Source organism: Candidatus Thiodiazotropha endoloripes (assembly GCF_001708965.1).
GTDB classification, from domain to species: Bacteria; Pseudomonadota; Gammaproteobacteria; order Chromatiales; family Chromatiaceae; genus Thiodiazotropha; species Thiodiazotropha endoloripes.
The window spans coordinates 726,575-742,415 of the sequence record NZ_LVJW01000006.1 but is presented as its reverse complement, the minus strand read 5'-3'; the positions used below and the strand labels follow the sequence as shown (position 1 = coordinate 742,415).

16 protein-coding genes, 1 other RNA gene and 2 riboswitches are annotated in these 15,841 nt (G+C 53.2%); of the genes, 13 read left to right on the top strand and 4 right to left on the bottom strand.

Annotated features, from left to right (window positions below):
* Positions 1-142 precede the first annotated feature (142 nt).
* The 4 genes from A3193_RS14055 to A3193_RS14040 form a co-directional block, all read right to left on the bottom strand.
* Complete coding sequence (locus A3193_RS14055) at positions 143-727, bottom strand: 5-formyltetrahydrofolate cyclo-ligase (protein WP_069003636.1); 585 nt, start codon at positions 725-727, stop codon at positions 143-145.
* Positions 728-1,025: 298 nt separating this feature from the next.
* A non-coding RNA gene (gene ssrS / locus A3193_RS14050) (6S RNA) lies at positions 1,026-1,210 on the bottom strand.
* 308 nt (positions 1,211-1,518) lie between these two features.
* Positions 1,519-1,833 carry a cell division protein ZapA gene (locus A3193_RS14045; RefSeq protein WP_069003637.1) on the bottom strand — a complete coding sequence of 105 codons (315 nt, stop codon included), beginning with the start codon at positions 1,831-1,833 and terminating at the stop codon, positions 1,519-1,521.
* The gene (locus A3193_RS14040; RefSeq protein WP_069004123.1) at positions 1,830-2,063 is read right to left on the bottom strand and encodes a TIGR02449 family protein; all 234 of its coding nucleotides are present in this window, start codon (positions 2,061-2,063) and stop codon (positions 1,830-1,832) included. Before A3193_RS14040 ends, A3193_RS14045 begins: the two co-directional genes overlap by 4 nt.
* A 593-nt stretch (positions 2,064-2,656) precedes the next feature.
* Between A3193_RS14040 and A3193_RS14030 the strand changes: the two genes are divergently transcribed.
* The 13 genes from A3193_RS14030 (at position 2,657) to A3193_RS13970 (ending at position 15,758) form a co-directional block, all read left to right on the top strand.
* Entirely contained in the window at positions 2,657-3,223 is a 567-nt protein-coding gene (locus tag A3193_RS14030) for a UPF0149 family protein (protein ID WP_069015096.1), read from the top strand.
* Complete coding sequence (pepP, locus tag A3193_RS14025; RefSeq protein WP_069003639.1) at positions 3,210-4,517, top strand: Xaa-Pro aminopeptidase; 1,308 nt, start codon at positions 3,210-3,212, stop codon at positions 4,515-4,517. The genes A3193_RS14030 and pepP overlap by 14 nt, the downstream gene beginning before the upstream one ends.
* A complete protein-coding gene (ubiH, locus tag A3193_RS14020; protein WP_069015095.1) occupies positions 4,514-5,734 on the top strand; it encodes a 2-octaprenyl-6-methoxyphenyl hydroxylase in 1,221 nt (406 codons plus the stop codon). Before pepP ends, ubiH begins: the two co-directional genes overlap by 4 nt.
* Positions 5,731-6,942, top strand: a complete 1,212-nt coding sequence (locus A3193_RS14015; RefSeq protein ID WP_069015094.1) for a UbiH/UbiF/VisC/COQ6 family ubiquinone biosynthesis hydroxylase — start codon at positions 5,731-5,733, stop codon at positions 6,940-6,942. The genes ubiH and A3193_RS14015 overlap by 4 nt, the downstream gene beginning before the upstream one ends.
* A 91-nt stretch (positions 6,943-7,033) precedes the next feature.
* A riboswitch (glycine riboswitch) is annotated at positions 7,034-7,123 on the top strand.
* Between the two features lie 21 nt (positions 7,124-7,144).
* Positions 7,145-7,263: riboswitch (glycine riboswitch) on the top strand.
* A 78-nt stretch (positions 7,264-7,341) separates the two neighbouring features.
* Positions 7,342-8,430 carry a glycine cleavage system aminomethyltransferase GcvT gene (gcvT, locus tag A3193_RS14010; RefSeq protein WP_069003642.1) on the top strand — a complete coding sequence of 363 codons (1,089 nt, stop codon included), beginning with the start codon at positions 7,342-7,344 and terminating at the stop codon, positions 8,428-8,430.
* Positions 8,431-8,462: 32 nt separating this feature from the next.
* Positions 8,463-8,855, top strand: coding sequence for a glycine cleavage system protein GcvH (gene gcvH, locus A3193_RS14005; RefSeq protein ID WP_069003643.1), 393 nt, complete (start codon positions 8,463-8,465; stop codon positions 8,853-8,855).
* Positions 8,856-8,893: 38 nt separating this feature from the next.
* Entirely contained in the window at positions 8,894-10,276 is a 1,383-nt protein-coding gene (gene gcvPA, locus A3193_RS14000) for an aminomethyl-transferring glycine dehydrogenase subunit GcvPA (protein ID WP_069015093.1), read from the top strand.
* A gap of 18 nt (positions 10,277-10,294) precedes the next feature.
* Entirely contained in the window at positions 10,295-11,743 is a 1,449-nt protein-coding gene (gene gcvPB, locus A3193_RS13995; RefSeq protein ID WP_069003645.1) for an aminomethyl-transferring glycine dehydrogenase subunit GcvPB, read from the top strand.
* A gap of 165 nt (positions 11,744-11,908) precedes the next feature.
* The gene (locus A3193_RS13990) at positions 11,909-12,841 is read left to right on the top strand and encodes a carbohydrate kinase family protein (protein ID WP_069003646.1); all 933 of its coding nucleotides are present in this window, start codon (positions 11,909-11,911) and stop codon (positions 12,839-12,841) included.
* 65 nt (positions 12,842-12,906) lie between these two features.
* Entirely contained in the window at positions 12,907-14,145 is a 1,239-nt protein-coding gene (locus A3193_RS13985) for a molybdopterin molybdotransferase MoeA (protein ID WP_069015092.1), read from the top strand.
* Positions 14,146-14,308: 163 nt separating this feature from the next.
* The gene (gene moaD / locus A3193_RS13980; protein ID WP_069003648.1) at positions 14,309-14,560 is read left to right on the top strand and encodes a molybdopterin converting factor subunit 1; all 252 of its coding nucleotides are present in this window, start codon (positions 14,309-14,311) and stop codon (positions 14,558-14,560) included.
* Between the two features lie 3 nt (positions 14,561-14,563).
* Entirely contained in the window at positions 14,564-15,034 is a 471-nt protein-coding gene (moaE, locus tag A3193_RS13975) for a molybdopterin synthase catalytic subunit MoaE (RefSeq protein ID WP_069003649.1), read from the top strand.
* A gap of 79 nt (positions 15,035-15,113) precedes the next feature.
* Positions 15,114-15,758, top strand: coding sequence for a hypothetical protein (locus tag A3193_RS13970; protein WP_069015091.1), 645 nt, complete (start codon positions 15,114-15,116; stop codon positions 15,756-15,758).
* Positions 15,759-15,841 lie beyond the last annotated feature (83 nt).

Sequence of the window (15,841 nt, the reverse complement as noted above, 5' to 3'; positions counted from 1 at the left end):
ATCAGTTATCACTGTAAAACACCTGCAATCGGATAGATAAATAGAGCGTTTCAGTAAGGATGATAGTTATCTGTAACGAATTTGATCGTCAAGAGTGTCATGCCTTACTGCTAAAGGCTTTGCTGGATACCTTGATCATCACTTAGAACTTGTAAAGATGAGACTCTGTTATCACGCAATCGAGTGGAATGTCCCAAGGGTTGGAGTTGATGACCGGTCGATGTTGGAGATTATGTGCCAGTCCTACCATGGTTGGGCCTGTGAGATGTCTGCGTTGCAGTTTGAAGGCAAATGTCCGGTCATAGAAGCCACCTCCCATACCCATGCGATGTCCATGATCGTCAAATGCCACCAGTGGTACAAAGACCATATCAAGTGACCATGGTTTGATCAGCTTCCGGTGTACTACGGTAGGCTCAGGAATACCGAACCGGTTCAACTTGAGCTTGGCCTTGTCAGTATAGGGTGCGAACCATAGGCCGATGGATGCATCATGCCTGAGGATCGGCAGGTAGGGGGTTTTTCCGCTCCTCAGTGCTTCTTCAAGCAGCGGCGTCGGATCAATTTCACCGTTGACGGCATGATAGAAGGCAATGCGTCTGCTCTGTCTGAAAGGTTTGTAGTTTTTCGCATGGTCCAGCAGTTGCAGACTGTGCTGTGTACGGGTCTGTAGGCTGAGTTGACGGCGTTCAGCCTTGATCTGTTGGCGGAGTTGTGAAGTCTGCATAATTATTAACCCGGTATCCAAATAGTTTGCTCTCAGGGCTGCAAGCCTGTCCTTGTTCAAGGCTTGACTCGCAGAGAAAGGTTGTCCCCTTGTCAAGAGCCACTACGCAGAGCAAGGGCAGGCTTGTAGTCCTAACATTTTGAATGTGATCATGATAGGCGTATTGAGCCTGTCAGCAGACTTCGCTATCAAAACCTGCTGTAGGTGTGCTACAGCGGCGTATTGATGCCTCGCTGCAGGCAGGCTCAATGCGGCTGAAAGTAAACTATTTGGATGCCGGGTTAATAACTGTTGAGGTGACGCCCCCGTTTGTGCCGTCGCGTGCCTTTGTTCTTGAACCAGAGGGTTCAAGTGGGAGCAACAGTAGTACCTCAGGCTTTCCGCATGAAAACGGACATGCACACCGGTATTAGCATTATGTTCCCAGGGTAGCTATTAGGCTCAAGAAAATACCCGGGCTGCTAACGTGCACCACAGGGGCGTCACAACTCTAGGCTAAACCTATTTTATTAAACCGGCAACTAAAACTGTCAACTTCATTGCGTCATTCAAAGCTTGCCAATCTGATTCCAGATTGAAGTTTGGCCAGGGAAATTGAGCAGGCTCTCTTTTTAAATCAGAATGTTAGGTATTACTGTGTCACCTTGATCCGAGTTGCAGCCATTGTATTGGAGTACCTCAATATCCCTATCTTTAACATGTGCACGGCCTGGCCACGGCACTGCTGCTGCGGAGTCTGGGGGTTGTACGGTGGCTCGCAGTGTTGGCTGGAGGTGCCAGTGGATGGATGCTTAAAGCTCCATCTGATTGGTTGAATTGAGGGCGATCTCAATCTTCTCTTGAAGTGTTTTGATCCGGCGGGAGATGTTTTGTGAACCATCTTCCTTGGTTCTCTGGCTGAGCAGTAAATCGTTGGCAATATTCAGAGCGGTCATTACAGCGATGCGTTCGGTTCCGATGATCCGACCGGCCTGACGGATCTCGCGCATCTGGCCATCCACATAAGCTGCCGCCTGTAACAGCGATTCACGCTCATCCGGTTGACAGGATATACGGTATTCCTTGTCGAGAATCGAGACGGTTACAGGCAGGGTGTTGCTTTTCACTGGGGTGTTTCCATGGATTTGAGACGGGTTATCATGGCTTCGACACGAGTTCTTGCCAGCTCGGTTTTCTCGATCAATGCAGCTCTTTCAGCAACAAGGTTGTCCTGCCTCATGCGAAGGGACTTATTTTCGTCTTTGAGGTAGGAGCAGGCGCGAATCAGCTCCTCAACCCGGACTTCGAGTGCCTGGAGATCCAGTTCAGTTGGATTATTTGTCTCTTTTTCTGTCATGGGCATCAATATAGTGGGCAGTTTGTGGTGGGTCAATCTCTATAACTGCATGAAATGATTCGAAACTGTAATCACGACACATCTATCGGCAGATTCTGACGGAAATTGATGGTTATCCGTGCTGTATTACTCAAACTGTCCAGTTTCTGTAGTGCAATTAAGCTGTCTCAGTGCAGGTTGCGGAGTGGCATACTATGGCTGCCGGGTGAATATCTGCGGTCGATAAAGCCCTATCCCAGCCAGAAATAGCCTGTTTTGATTGGCGATTCGCCCTTCACAGGCCTGTATTGAGGCTGCTTCCGTATCACGTATGACAGATCCATCATTTAAAATTAGATGTTTAGCAACTTCAAGAAAAGCTTTTCAGCTATTGTCCTTGTTGCCAAGAGCATCACTTTTTCATGGCCGTCTGTGACACGCTCTTTATGGATCAGTAGGCGTTGGCTGTGATTTGATCCGACAGCAACAATAAATGTGTATGGATTCTGTAGTTCAGCGGTTGATGGCGGCTGAAAACTCGGCTGGCGGATTGTGGCTGGAAACGACATACTTGGTTCAGTTGATTCTGAATCGAGAGGCATCAAAGAGATAAAATGTTAACAACGGATCAAATGCCCGACTACCAACGCCTCGAAAAGCTACTGGGCACGATGAGTGCCGATATGGGAGCCAGTGAGTTGCACGGTGTCATCAGCGGATTGATTTGCGCCGGTTCTGCCGAGGCACCGGTGGATTGGATTGCAGCCTTTATAGAGGCTTGGCCGGAGGGGGATCTGCTGGCTCAGGAAACCCGGGAAATGATAGGGCAACTCTACTACGCTGCCAGGCATCAGATTACTCAGGAAGAGCTCACATTCATGCCTTTACTTCCTGAGGATGATGAAGTCATTTCCACCAGGGCCAAAGCATTGAGCGAATGGTGTGAAGGGTATCTGTATGGACTTGGGCTGGCCGGTGTGACCGAACAGATGCTGTCGGGTGATTCCAAAGAGGCGATTCAGGACCTGGCGCATTTTACCCGTCTGGATTATGACCAACTCGAGTCTGGTGAAGCGACTGAGGTGGCCTATGTGGAGTTACAGGAATTTTTGAAGGTGGTCACGCTGCTGATGTGGGAAGAGCTGTTCGAGATACGGGGGGAATCGAATGCAGATGAGTGAATTCAAGCGCCGTCGTCGTGAGCTGATGCGAATGATGGGGCCTGGCAGTATTGCGATTTTACCAACTGCACCACTCCTGATTCGTAACCGGGATGTCCACTTTCCCTACCGCCCGGATAGTGATTTTTTCTACCTGACCGGTTTTCCTGAACCTGAAGCGGTGCTGGTTTTGATACCTGGGCGTAAACAGGCCGAGTATATTCTGTTCAACCGGGAATCAGATCCGGTAAAGGAGCTATGGGATGGGGCGCGTGCAGGACAGGAAGGCGCCTGTGAAAAGTATGCTGCCGATGACTCATTCCCGATTGGGGATCTGAATGACATATTGCCGCGGATGTTGGAGCAGTGTGAGCGAATCTTCTATGTCATGGGCTGCAATCCGAAATTCGACAAACGACTCTCTGAGTGGATCAATGAGATTCGATGCGAATCACGTAGCGGTGTCCAGGGGCCGGTTGAGATTATTGCACTTGATCACTATCTGCACGAGATGAGGCTCTACAAGAGTCGCTCTGAGTTGAAGGTGATGAGGCAGGCTGCACGTATCTCAGCAAAAGCACATAAAAAGGTCATGCAGAGTTGTAAACCGGGTGTATGGGAGTATCAACTCGAAGCCGAGTTTGTCAGAGAGTGCAGCCATCAAGGTAGCCGGGCGCAAGCCTACCCACCAATTGTCGGAGCGGGCGCCAATGCCTGTACTCTGCACTACATCGATAACAACTGTCAGGCACAGGCAAAACAGATGCTGCTCATCGATGCGGGTTGTGAGTATGACTACTACGCCTCTGACATCACCCGCAGCTATCCGGTAAACGGTCGATTTTCAGAGCCGCAGCGTCAACTCTATGAGTTGGTATTGGCTGCCCAGGATGCCGCAATTGAAAAGGTCAAACCGGGTAATCACTGGAATGATCCGCATGATGCAGCGGTGAGGACGATCACCCGTGGCCTGATCAAGCTGGGGATCATCAAGGGAACCCTGGCAAAATCGATACGTGAAGAGAAATATAAACCCTTCTTTCCTCATCGTACCGGTCACTGGCTGGGTATGGATGTTCATGATGTTGGTGATTACAAAGTGGATGGGGCCTGGAGAATGCTCGAGCCAGGCATGGCGTTAACCATCGAACCCGGCCTCTATATTCCAACCGGTAGTAAGGGGGTTGCGAAGAAGTGGTGGAATATCGGGATACGTATTGAGGATGATGTGGTTGTCACCAAGGAGGGTTGCGAGGTGTTGACCAAAGATGTTCCAAAGCGTGTTGCAGAGATTGAATCGGTGATGGCCACATGATTGATCGACTGGATATTCTGATCGTAGGCGGTGGTATGGTCGGCGCCAGCCTGGCCCATGCCTTGAGTGGACATGGCTATGAAATAGGTGTGATCGAGGCCTGGCCACTGAGTTCCACCAGTCAGCCCAGCTACGATGACCGGGTCATCGCACTCTCCTGGGGCAGTCGCCTGATTCTTCAGGCGATGGGTGTCTGGCAAGGTATCGAAGCTGTTGCTCAGCCGATTCTGGATATTCATATCTCGGATCGGGGGCACTTCGGTTTCACTCGATTGAATCACCGCCAGGAAGGGGTCGATGCCTTGGGTTATGTGGTGACGGCAAGGTCGCTCGGCAATGCGTTGTTGAGCGAACTGGATAGACGTCAGGATGTGCAGCTGATCTGTCCTGCACAGTTGAAGAGTTTCGCCGTTTCAGGCAACGGTGTGGAGGCGAGGGTAGAGCAGGATGGTCGTGAGCAACGAATCAATACCCGCTTGCTGGTTGCTGCGGATGGTGGGGATTCACTGGTCCGTCGCTTTCTGTCGATTCCTCTGAAAGAGAAAAGCTATGGGCAGACGGCCATAATCGCCAACCTCGGTTGTGATCGTGCCCATCGGTCTGTCGCCTATGAGCGCTTCACCGATACCGGTCCTTTAGCCTTGTTGCCGATGACGGATGATCGTCTCTCTATGGTATGGACGGCTGAAGATCACCAGGTGGCGGAGTTGATGGGGCTGAGTGATCAGGCCTTTCTGGACCGTTTACAGGATCGCTTTGGTTACCGGCTGGGCAGGTTGGAGCGGTTGGGTAAACGGGTGGCCTATCCACTGCGGCTGCGTCAGGCTGAAGAGCAGGTCAGGTCGCGCATTGCCTTGATCGGTAATGCGGCCCATGCGATACACCCGGTAACCGGACAGGGATTCAATCTTGGGTTGCGGGATGTTGCTGGATTGGCGGATCTGTTGGTTGAGGCGGCAAAACATGGTCAGGACCCTGGAGATCTTGAACTGCTGAATGAGTATCGGCAATGGCGAGAGAGGGATCAGAATCGGGTGGCTGCGATTACTGACAGTCTGGCGCGATTGTTTGCAAACCCGTTCGGGCCTCTGCGACTCATGCGAAACCTCGGCTTGGTGGGTCTCGATCTGATGCCTGGACTCAAACATCAGGTCGCCAGGCAGTTCATGGGTCTGAATGGACGATTATCAAAACTTGGCAGAGGAGTATCACTATGACGAATTCCCCATCCACTGTCGACTTGCTGATTGTTGGTGGCGGGATGGTCGGCAGTGCCTTGGCATGTGCCATGGCGGAGGCCGGCTTTGAGGTCACGGTCATCGATGTCAGGGAGCCTGCTCGGAGCTGGCCCGAGGATGAGGTTGATCTGAGAGTTTCTGCATTGACCCGGGCCTCGCAACGAATCCTTGAAAACCTGCAGGCCTGGCCTCGGATGGCTGAAATGCGGGTCAGTCCCTATGACAAGATGGAAGTATGGGATGCCGGAGGAAACGGGCGGATACATTTCAGTGCCGCTGAGATCGGTGAGATGGATCTGGGGCATATCGTGGAAAACCGGGTGACCCAGCTGGCCCTTTGGGAGCGGCTGGAGTCCTATTCCAATGTTCAGCTGCGATTTCCGGAAAGAATCAGCAATCTGCTGTTGGGGGAGTCGCCGGAGGTTGTATTGCAAAGCGGTGAGCGGTTGACTGCCAAACTGGTTGTGGCAGCCGATGGCCGGGACTCCGAGATCAGACATCTGGCCGGAATCGATACCCGGGGTTGGGAGTATGATCAGCACGCCATCGTAGCCACCATTACCCCGCATCGGTTTCACGATAATACCGCTCGCCAGCGCTTCATGAGCTCAGGGCCGCTCGCTCTGTTACCGATTGATGATGGCCGCTGTTCCATTGTCTGGTCTACCAGTCCGACCCATGGTGAGTCATTGATGTCGCTGGATGATGCAGGTTTTTGTCAGGAGCTGACCCAGGCCAGTGAAGCGGTTTTGGGCTCGATTCAGGCGATTGGCCCCAGAGGTCTTTTTCCGCTGCGACTCGAACATGCGGAGACCTATATTCAGCCTGGCCTGGCACTTATCGGTGATGCGGCCCATGCCATGCATCCACTGGCGGGGCAGGGGGTCAATCTGGGTCTGATGGATGCCATGACCCTGGCCGATGTCTTGACCGAGGCGGGTGCGGCTGGCAGGTCGATCGGATCGATGGCTACACTGCGTCGTTACGAGCGGGCCAGGAAGGGGGCGAATATCGCAATGCTGGGCGCTATGGATGGATTTAAGCGGTTGTTTAGCAACGAAGTGCCGCCGCTGCGACTGATCCGAAACCTTGGTTTGAATCTTGCCGACCGTTCCGGGTTTGTGAAACACCAGATCATGCGGCGTGCGATGGGAATGGTCGGGGACAGGCCGAGGCTGGCCCGCTGATCATCCGCCTGGAATCAGCAATTCAGCTGACAGTTTATGAGGTTTTTGCGGATTGGCAACCGCCCGGTAGAAGAGTATAGTCATTCCTCGATCCACCCCCGTGGGAGAGAGCGGCTGAAAGCCGACGCCGAAGGCGCAAACCCGCCCGGAATCGCTCAGGCAAAAGGACCGTGGGGAGAAGCCAAGTAAACTCAATTAGGCTTAGGTCGACTCTGGAGAGTGGTGTAACAACACCCACCGACGGGGCAGGCGCGCAGCAGGTTGCCTAAATCACCTTGTATGCATGCGCCAAACTCTCAGGTTTTGGACAGAGGGGCGGCGCGGATGGTCTCATCCGCGCCGCCCTTTTTTGTATTCAACCTGAACCCACGGGTTCAGGTTTAAACCGGGAGAAGATTAATGAACAAACAGACCGTCCTCTATCCCAAGCATCAACAGATGGGAGCCAAACTGGTGCCCTTCGGTGGCTGGGATATGCCTCTACACTATGGTTCCCAGCTTCAGGAGCACCATCAGGTGCGTCAGGATGCGGGCATGTTCGATGTTTCACACATGACCGTGGTCGATCTGCAGGGCCCCGGAGTCAAATCCTATCTTCGCCATCTGCTGGCCAACGACGTCGACCGCTTGAAGAATGAGGGTAAAGCGCTCTACTCCTGTATGCTCAATGAGCAGGGTGGTGTGGTGGATGACCTGATCGTCTACTACCTGGGTGACGAGTGGTATCGCATGGTGGTGAATGCGGCTACCACCGAGAAAGATCTGGCTTGGATGGAGAAGCAGTCTGCCGGATTTGATCTGAAGCTCACCCCGCGGCGTGACCTGGCGATGATTGCGGTACAGGGGCCGAATGCCAAGGCAAAGACTCTGCCGTTACTCTCGGAGAAATTACAGCAGGCTGGTGAGTTGAAGCCTTTCAATGCCTTGGACGATGGAGACTGGTTTGTCGCCAGTACTGGTTATACCGGTGAGGATGGCTTCGAAATCATGGTGCCTGGCGATCAGGCCGCAAACTTCTGGCAGGCATTGAGTGATGCGGGGGTAGCCCCCTGTGGTCTGGGTGCGAGGGATACCCTGCGTCTTGAGGCGGGTATGAATCTCTATGGTACCGACATGGATGAAGAGATCTCCCCGCTGGAGGCAGGACTCGCCTGGACGGTGGCCTGGGAGCCTGCAGATCGGCAGTTCATCGGTCGCGGACCCCTGGAAGCTCAACGCAAGAATCCACAGAAAAAGAAATTCATCGGTCTGGTCTTGACCGGACGCGGGGTGCTGCGTAACCATTTGAAACTGTTTAACGGAGAGCAGGAGATTGGTGAGATTACCTCAGGTGGCTTTTCGCCCACCCTGGAGCGATCCATCGCTTTTGCACGTGTATCGCCTGATGTTGGAGAGAGCTGTGATGTTGAGATTCGCGGCAAACGGGTTCCGGCACAGGTGGTGAAACCACCTTTCGCACGTCAGGGTAAAGCTGTCCTGGCGCTGTAACAATCGATCAATTTTTTCTAAAGGATAGTCACATGAGTAATGCACCTACCGACCGCCGCTATGCGAAATCCCACGAATGGATAAAAGATGAAGGTGACGGCAGTCTGACCATTGGAATTACAGATCACGCGCAGGAGCTGCTGGGTGATCTGGTGTTTGTCGATCTACCGGAAGTCGGTCAGTCACTCGATGCCGGGGGCGATTGCGCGGTCGTTGAATCGGTCAAAGCGGCCTCGGATGTCTACAGTCCGGTTAGCGGTGAAGTGATTGCCATCAACGATGCGCTGGATGGCGCACCCGAGACGATCAATGAAGACGCCTTTGGTGATGGCTGGATGTTTAAAGTCAAAGCATCCGATATGTCTGAACTGGATGGCCTGCTGGATGCTGAGGGCTATGATGCCCTGGTGGCTGAGGAAGAGTAGGACGCAGGGTTTTAATACAAGCGATTGATGAGGCGGATATGCCATTTATCCCACATACAGAAGATGATATTCAGGAGATGCTTGCGACCATCGGGGTCGACAGTATCGATGACCTGTTTGATGAAATTCCAACTGAGCTTCGCTGCGGAGAGCTGCAGGAGATTCCCCCGGGATTGCCTGAGATGGAAGTAGCCAGCTTGATGCAGAGTCATGCCCGTACCGATGGGCAGCCACTCTGTTTTATCGGCGCTGGGGCCTATGATCACCATATCCCGGCAGCGGTGTGGGAGTTGACCACCAGGGGAGAGTTTTACACGGCCTATACCCCCTATCAGGCGGAGGCCAGTCAGGGTACTCTGCAGTTACTGTATGAGTTCCAGTCGATGATGACTGGACTGACCGCAATGGATGTCTCCAATGCGTCTCTCTATGACGGCGCCTCAGCCTTGGCCGAGGCTGTATTGATGGCGGTCAGAGGTAATCGTAAATCCAAATCGAAACGGATTCTGTTGCCGAGAAATCTGCATCCGCACTATCGTCGGGTGGCTCACAGCATTGTCCGCAATCAGAAGATCGAACTGGTTGAAGTGGCTTATGACAAGTCGACCGGTCAGGTCGATATGGCGGATCTGGAAAAATATGCCGGTGAGGACTATGCCGCACTGGTGATCCCCCAGCCAAACTTTTTCGGTGTCCTGGAACAGACCGATACGTTGACGGATTGGGCTCACCAAAATGGTATGCTGGCGATCGCTGTGGTCAATCCTCTCGCCATGTCACTGATCAAACCGGCTGGTGAGTGGGGCGGGCAGGGCGCCGATATCTGTTGTGGTGAAGGCCAGCCCTTGGGGGCCCCTCTTGCCTCAGGCGGCCCCTATTTCGGTTTCCTCTGCTGTACCGACAAGCTGGTGCGACAGATGCCCGGGCGGATTATCGGCAAGACGGTGGATATGGATGGCAAGCCGGGTTACGCCTTGACCTTGCAGGCCCGTGAGCAACACATCCGTCGCTCGAAGGCGACTTCAAACATCTGCACCAATCAGGGGCTGATGGTTACGGCAGCCACCATCCATATGTCCATTATGGGGGCTGAAGGCTTGCAGCGGGTTGCCGCAACCTCCCATGCCAATACACAGAAACTCACTCAGGCACTAACCAGTTTGCCAGGTGTGGAGCCGCTCTTCAGTGGGGCGGTCTTCCATGAGCAGGTGCTGAAATTGCCGCTGGAAACTGTGAATGCGCTGAGCATGCTGGCAACCCATAACGTGCTCGGTGGATTCAATCTGCAGGATGACTACCCGGAGCTGGGTGATGCCGTATTGGTCTGTGCGACTGAATTGCGCAGTGATGATGATATTGAAAACTATCGGGGTAAGCTGGAGCGGGTGATTCAATCACAAGCCCAGACGCCTTCTCAGTAGTAACCGGATTGGTGAGTTATGATTTACGATCATTCGCGAAAAGGTAGACGAGCCACTGCACAGGCTCCATTGGAAAAACCTGAGCTGACAGGGATTCCTGCTGAGATGGTGCGTACCAGTCGGCCCAATCTGCCAGAGGTTTCAGAGATGCAGGCGGTCAGACACTTTACCCGTCTGTCGCAGAAGAATTTTTCAATCGATACACACTTCTATCCATTGGGTTCCTGTACCATGAAGTATAACCCCAGGGCGTGCAATACCCTGGCAAGTCTGCCTGGGCTGCTGACCCGGCATCCGCTGGCGCCGGATACCCACAGCCAGGGTTTCATGGCCTGTCTCTATGAGCTGCAGGAGATCCTGAAAAACGTTACCGGTATGCATGCGGTCTCGCTCTCTCCAGCGGCAGGTGCCCAGGGTGAGTTTGCCGGTGTGGCGATGATTCGCGCCTATCACGATGCCCGGGGGGATGATCAGCGTACAGAGATTCTGGTACCGGACGCGGCCCATGGCACCAATCCCGCGTCAGCGGTGATGTGTGGCTACAAAGCCCGGGAGATTCCCACCGGAGCGGATGGGGATATCGATGTGGATGCGCTGCAAGCGGCACTGGGCCCACAAACAGCCGGTATTATGCTGACCAACCCCTCTACGGTGGGTGTGTTCGAGCGTCGCATCAAAGAGATTGCCAGTATGGTGCACGAAGCAGGCGGACTGCTCTATTATGATGGCGCCAATCTGAATGCGATCCTTGGTAAGGTCCGTCCAGGTGACATGGGGTTTGATGTGATTCATATGAATCTGCATAAGACCTTTTCAACGCCTCATGGTGGCGGTGGTCCGGGAGCGGGTCCGGTGGGTGTCAGTGAGCGCCTGGAGCCCTATCTGCCGGTGCCCATGGTTGACTATGATGGTCAGGACTACCGTTGGCTGAGCGAAAAGGATCGACCGAATACCATTGGCCGGCTGTCCGCCTTTGCCGGTAATGCGGGTGTGCTGCTGCGTGCCTATGTCTACGCACGTCTGCTGGGGCGTGAAGGTATGCATCGGGTATCCGAGTTTTCCACATTGAATGCCAACTATCTGCTGAAACGTTTGATGGAGGCCGGTTTTGATGCCGCCTATCCAGAGAGGCGGGCCAGTCATGAATTTATCCTGACCCTGAAGAAGCAGGCCAAGGAGTTGGATGTGAATACCATGGATTTTGCCAAACGCATGCTCGACTATGGTGTGCATGCCCCCACCACATACTTCCCGCTGCTGGTGCCGGAGTGTTTACTGGTGGAGCCAACTGAATCCGAAGCCAAAGAGGAGCTGGATCAGTTTGTCGACATCATGCGCACCATCAAGCAGGAGGCTGAGAATCAGCCCGATCTTGTGAAACAGGCACCCCATACCATGCCTGTCAAACGTCTGGATGATGTGCGCGCGGCCCGGGAGCTGGATCTGGCCTATAAAGCTGAGGATTGAATGTCCAAGATTGTGGAAACGCGAGTGGACGCAAATCACCGTGAATCTGTCACCAATGTTATCTGTGGTGTTACTCCCACCACGATGACATTGTGATAACACCTTCTGTCTTGGATCGCTGTACAATAGCAATCTTTGTAACAGTTTAAAGGACAAGAGGCAGTTATGTCGGCTCTGATCTGCGGCTCATTCGCATTCGATACCATTATGGTCTTTCATGATCATTTCAAACACCACATCCTTCCCGAGCAGGTGCATATTCTGAATGTCTCTTTCCTGGTTCCGGATATGCGTCGGGAGTTTGGTGGCTGTGCCGGAAACATTGCCTACAATCTGAACATGCTCGGCGGAGAGGGTAAACCGGTCGGCACGGTCGGTGACGATTTCGAACCCTATGCGAAATGGATGGATGAGTGTGGTGTCAGCCGGGATCATGTTCAAGTGGTTCCCGGCAGCTATACTGCTCAGGCCTATATCACCACTGACAAGGACGATAATCAGATCACCGCTTTCCACCCTGGTGCAATGAACCAGGCTCACGAGATCGATGTCTCAAAAATTGATGATTGTACGCTGGGTATGGTCTCACCCGATGGCAGGCAGGGTATGTTGGAGCATGCCGAACAGTTTGCCGAATCCGGTGTGCCTTTCATTTTTGACCCTGGTCAAGGCATGCCGATGTTCGATGGCGATAGTCTGCTGAAGTTTGCAGAACAGGCTACCTGGATGGCTTTCAATGATTATGAAGCGATGCTGATGCAGGAGAGAACCGGTAAGAGCCTGAAGCAGTTGGCGGAGATGGTGGAAGGTGTCATTGTCACCCGGGGAGCTGAAGGATCGGAAATCATTACCCGTGACGCATCATTTCAGATTCCCAATGCACCGGTGAAAGCTGTGGTTGATCCGACTGGATGTGGTGATGCTTACCGGGCGGGTCTGATCTATGGCCTGATGAACGACATGGACTGGCAGACCACAGGTCGAATTGCCTCTTTGATGGGGGCAATCAAGGTTGAGCAGGCTGGGACACAAAATCATATCGTCTCTACCGAGTCCTTCGCTCATCGCTTTGAAAAAGCATTTGATTATCGATTTTGAACCATTGGTTCAATCCCTGGTGAACCCACTGGGTTCGGGTTAACAGATCTCTGGAGAGGTAAGAGATGAGTGATTGTGATCGCCATCAACCATCATTGAAACCTGTGGAAGAGGCATTGGCGCTGCTGTTGTCGCAGGCTGAATCTGTTACTGAGAAAGAGTCGGTGCCACTTAACCAGGCGCTGGGCAGAGTGTTGGCCGAACCGGTTAAAAGTCAGGTTGATGTGCCTCCCTGGGACAACAGTGCAATGGATGGTTACGCTGTCAATTCAGCGGACCTGTCGGCTGACAAAGCGCATCTGACCATCGATCAGCGGATTGCCGCGGGCTCAGTAGGTAAATCCCTCACCCCAGGAACCGCAGCCCGCATATTTACCGGAGCCCCAGTGCCACCCGGTGCGGATGTGGTGGTGATCCAGGAGGTTTGCGAGGCAAACGGGGATCGACTGATCATCAAGGAGAAACCGGCACCTGGAGCGAATATAAGAAGTGCCGGTGAGGATATCCTGCAGGGAGAGGTGATTCTGAAACCGGGGTTGCGTCTTGCGCCACAACATCTTGGACTGGCGGCATCCGTGGGGGTGGCTGAGTTGTCGGTATACCGCAAATTGAAAGTGGCGCTCTTCTCCAGTGGTGACGAACTGGTAATGCCGGGTAATCCACTCGGCTCAGGTCAGATCTACAACTCCAATCAATTCACCCTGACGGGACTGTTGCAACAATTGGGTTGTGAAACCTTTGAAATGGGAATTGTCGAGGATACTTTTGAGGCGACTTGCGATGCTCTGCGACAGGGTGCCGAAGAGGCTGATCTGGTACTTGCCTCGGGTGGGGTGTCGGTGGGGGAAGAGGATCATGTGAAGCCTGCCGTGGAGAGCCTGGGTTCACTGGACTTATGGAAAATTGCCAGCCGTCCTGGAAAACCCTTGGCTTTTGGACATATTAAAGGCACTCCGTTTCTCGGTTCTCCGGGAAATCCGGTCTCCCTGTTTGTCACCTTCACGATCTTCGGCAGGCCATTCATAAAAAAGATGCAGGGTCTGACCGCAGGTATTCAGCCCATCTCCCGCAAGGTTGTAGCGGGCTTCGAAAAGGCGGCAACCGACAAGCGTCAGGAGTATGCCCGTGGCCAGCTGGAGATCGACGAGCAGGGGCGTGAAGTAGTCAGGTTGTATTCAAATCGATCCTCAGGTGTCTTAACCTCAGTCGCCTGGGCCAATGGATTGGCTGTGTTACCCCCTTTGACGGCAATTAAACCTGGTGATGTCGTGGATTTCATTCCCTACAGTGAATTGATCAGCTGATTTCGACTCTAAACCCTTAGAGTTTACATCTGATATGCTTGCCATTAGGGCCGTTCAGGATTACCGGTAACCGGCCCTGAGACGATTGGGATGAGAGCAGGCCGGATGATTCCCGATGATATGAAACTATTTCAGAGACTTCGGTCTGCGTGAGGATTTCCGCATGGTTCAACTACGTTTGTTTGCAAGATTCAGAGAAGAGCTGGGTGTCGATTCGGAACAGTTGGAATCGGATGACATCCGCTGCGTTGAGGATCTGCTCAGTCGGTTACGCCAGCGGGGTGGTGACTGGTCGAGACTGTTGGCGGAGGACCAACGGATCATGATGGCGGTTAACCAGGAGATGGCCAATCCACAGACGCCTCTGCAGGCGGGTGATGAGATTGCCCTGTTTCCACCGGTAACCGGAGGCTGAAGCATGTATTTCATCCGGGTGGATTCCGAACCTTTCGATCCAAACCATGAAGTGGACCTGTTGCGGGGAGAGGATCCTGCCATTGGCGCGGTAGTCTCGTTTATCGGTTTGATGCGAGATCTCAACGAGGGTGATCGGGTCGACACTATGTTTCTCGAACACTACCCTGGTATGACGGAGAACGCCCTGGAACAGATCGTAAAACTTGCCTTTGAGCGTTGGCAGTTACAAGGCTGCCGGGTTGTGCACCGGGTTGGTGAGTTAAAACCGACCGATCCCATCGTCCTGGTCGCAGTGGCCTCAGCCCATCGGAAAGAGGCATTTCAGGCTTGTGAGTTCATCATCGATTATCTGAAGACTCAGGCGCCATTCTGGAAAAAGGAGGCAACCGAAAATGGCGAACGATGGGTTGACGCCCGCGACAGCGATGACGAGGCAATCCGTCAATGGTCCCAGGGGGACAATGAGCATTAACCTGGAATAGATCGGTCATGCCATAACGCTTTTGTCTTTAACTCAGTTTGATTAAGGATTGAAGAGCAGGAGAGGCTCAATGAACAGAACCCAATGGTTGTTGACTGGATTGGTCTTGCTGCCCCAATCCGCCGTTGCCTACGATACCGTAGTGGGAGCCAGACTGGGTTCATTGGGCTTCGGCATTGAAGCGGGCTATGGTCTGACTGAACAGTTCAAAGCTCGACTGGGTTTCAATCGCTACGACTTCGGTTTTGATGCCAAGGTGGATGGGATTGAATACGATCTCGATCTGCAGTGGCGCAGCCTCTCTCTGGTTGCCGATTGGCACCCGTTCAAAGCCAAATCCTCATTTCGTTTCTCCGCAGGTGTTTTCCGCAACAACAATGAAATCCATGGTTCTGCCGGTGCTGAAAACCTGACGATAGGCAATACCGTCTACCCAGGGGTAGGTTTGGACGCGGTTGTGGGTTTCAGGTCTTATGCACCCTACCTGGGTGTAGGCTGGGATACCGGTGCCTATAAGCAGCAGGGTTGGGGATTCAATGTGGACCTGGGGGTTCTCTATCAGGGGGCCGGAAGCGTCGACCTGGTGCCGACAGGTGCCTTCGCAGAGCTGGTTGATCCAAACGATATTAAACTGGAAGAGCAACGGTTTGAGGATGATATCGAGGATTACCGCTACTACCCGGTCTTCTCATTCGGTTTCTCCTACCGATTTTGAACCGTCGACTATCGGCTTGAAGCGCATTTCAGCAGGCGAGGGGTAGTCAACCCGGATATCCCGTGCTTGGTTTCTGTGAGAAA

Bases quoted from the DNA above. Each gene is read 5' to 3' on its own strand.
- A3193_RS14040 (WP_069004123.1), bottom strand. From the start codon at position 2,063: ATGACAGAAAAAGAGACAAATAATCCAACTGAACTGGATCTCCAGGCA.
- moaE (WP_069003649.1), top strand. From the start codon at position 14,564: ATGTATTTCATCCGGGTGGATTCCGAACCTTTCGATCCAAACCATGAA.
- gcvPA (WP_069015093.1), top strand. From the start codon at position 8,894: ATGCCATTTATCCCACATACAGAAGATGATATTCAGGAGATGCTTGCG.
- A3193_RS14055 (WP_069003636.1), bottom strand. From the start codon at position 727: ATGCAGACTTCACAACTCCGCCAACAGATCAAGGCTGAACGCCGTCAA.
- gcvH (WP_069003643.1), top strand. From the start codon at position 8,463: ATGAGTAATGCACCTACCGACCGCCGCTATGCGAAATCCCACGAATGG.
- A3193_RS13970 (WP_069015091.1), top strand. From the start codon at position 15,114: ATGAACAGAACCCAATGGTTGTTGACTGGATTGGTCTTGCTGCCCCAA.
- A3193_RS14030 (WP_069015096.1), top strand. From the start codon at position 2,657: ATGTTAACAACGGATCAAATGCCCGACTACCAACGCCTCGAAAAGCTA.
- A3193_RS14015 (WP_069015094.1), top strand. From the start codon at position 5,731: ATGACGAATTCCCCATCCACTGTCGACTTGCTGATTGTTGGTGGCGGG.
- A3193_RS13985 (WP_069015092.1), top strand. From the start codon at position 12,907: ATGAGTGATTGTGATCGCCATCAACCATCATTGAAACCTGTGGAAGAG.
- moaD (WP_069003648.1), top strand. From the start codon at position 14,309: ATGGTTCAACTACGTTTGTTTGCAAGATTCAGAGAAGAGCTGGGTGTC.
- ubiH (WP_069015095.1), top strand. From the start codon at position 4,514: ATGATTGATCGACTGGATATTCTGATCGTAGGCGGTGGTATGGTCGGC.
- A3193_RS13990 (WP_069003646.1), top strand. From the start codon at position 11,909: ATGTCGGCTCTGATCTGCGGCTCATTCGCATTCGATACCATTATGGTC.
- gcvPB (WP_069003645.1), top strand. From the start codon at position 10,295: ATGATTTACGATCATTCGCGAAAAGGTAGACGAGCCACTGCACAGGCT.
- gcvT (WP_069003642.1), top strand. From the start codon at position 7,342: ATGAACAAACAGACCGTCCTCTATCCCAAGCATCAACAGATGGGAGCC.
- pepP (WP_069003639.1), top strand. From the start codon at position 3,210: ATGCAGATGAGTGAATTCAAGCGCCGTCGTCGTGAGCTGATGCGAATG.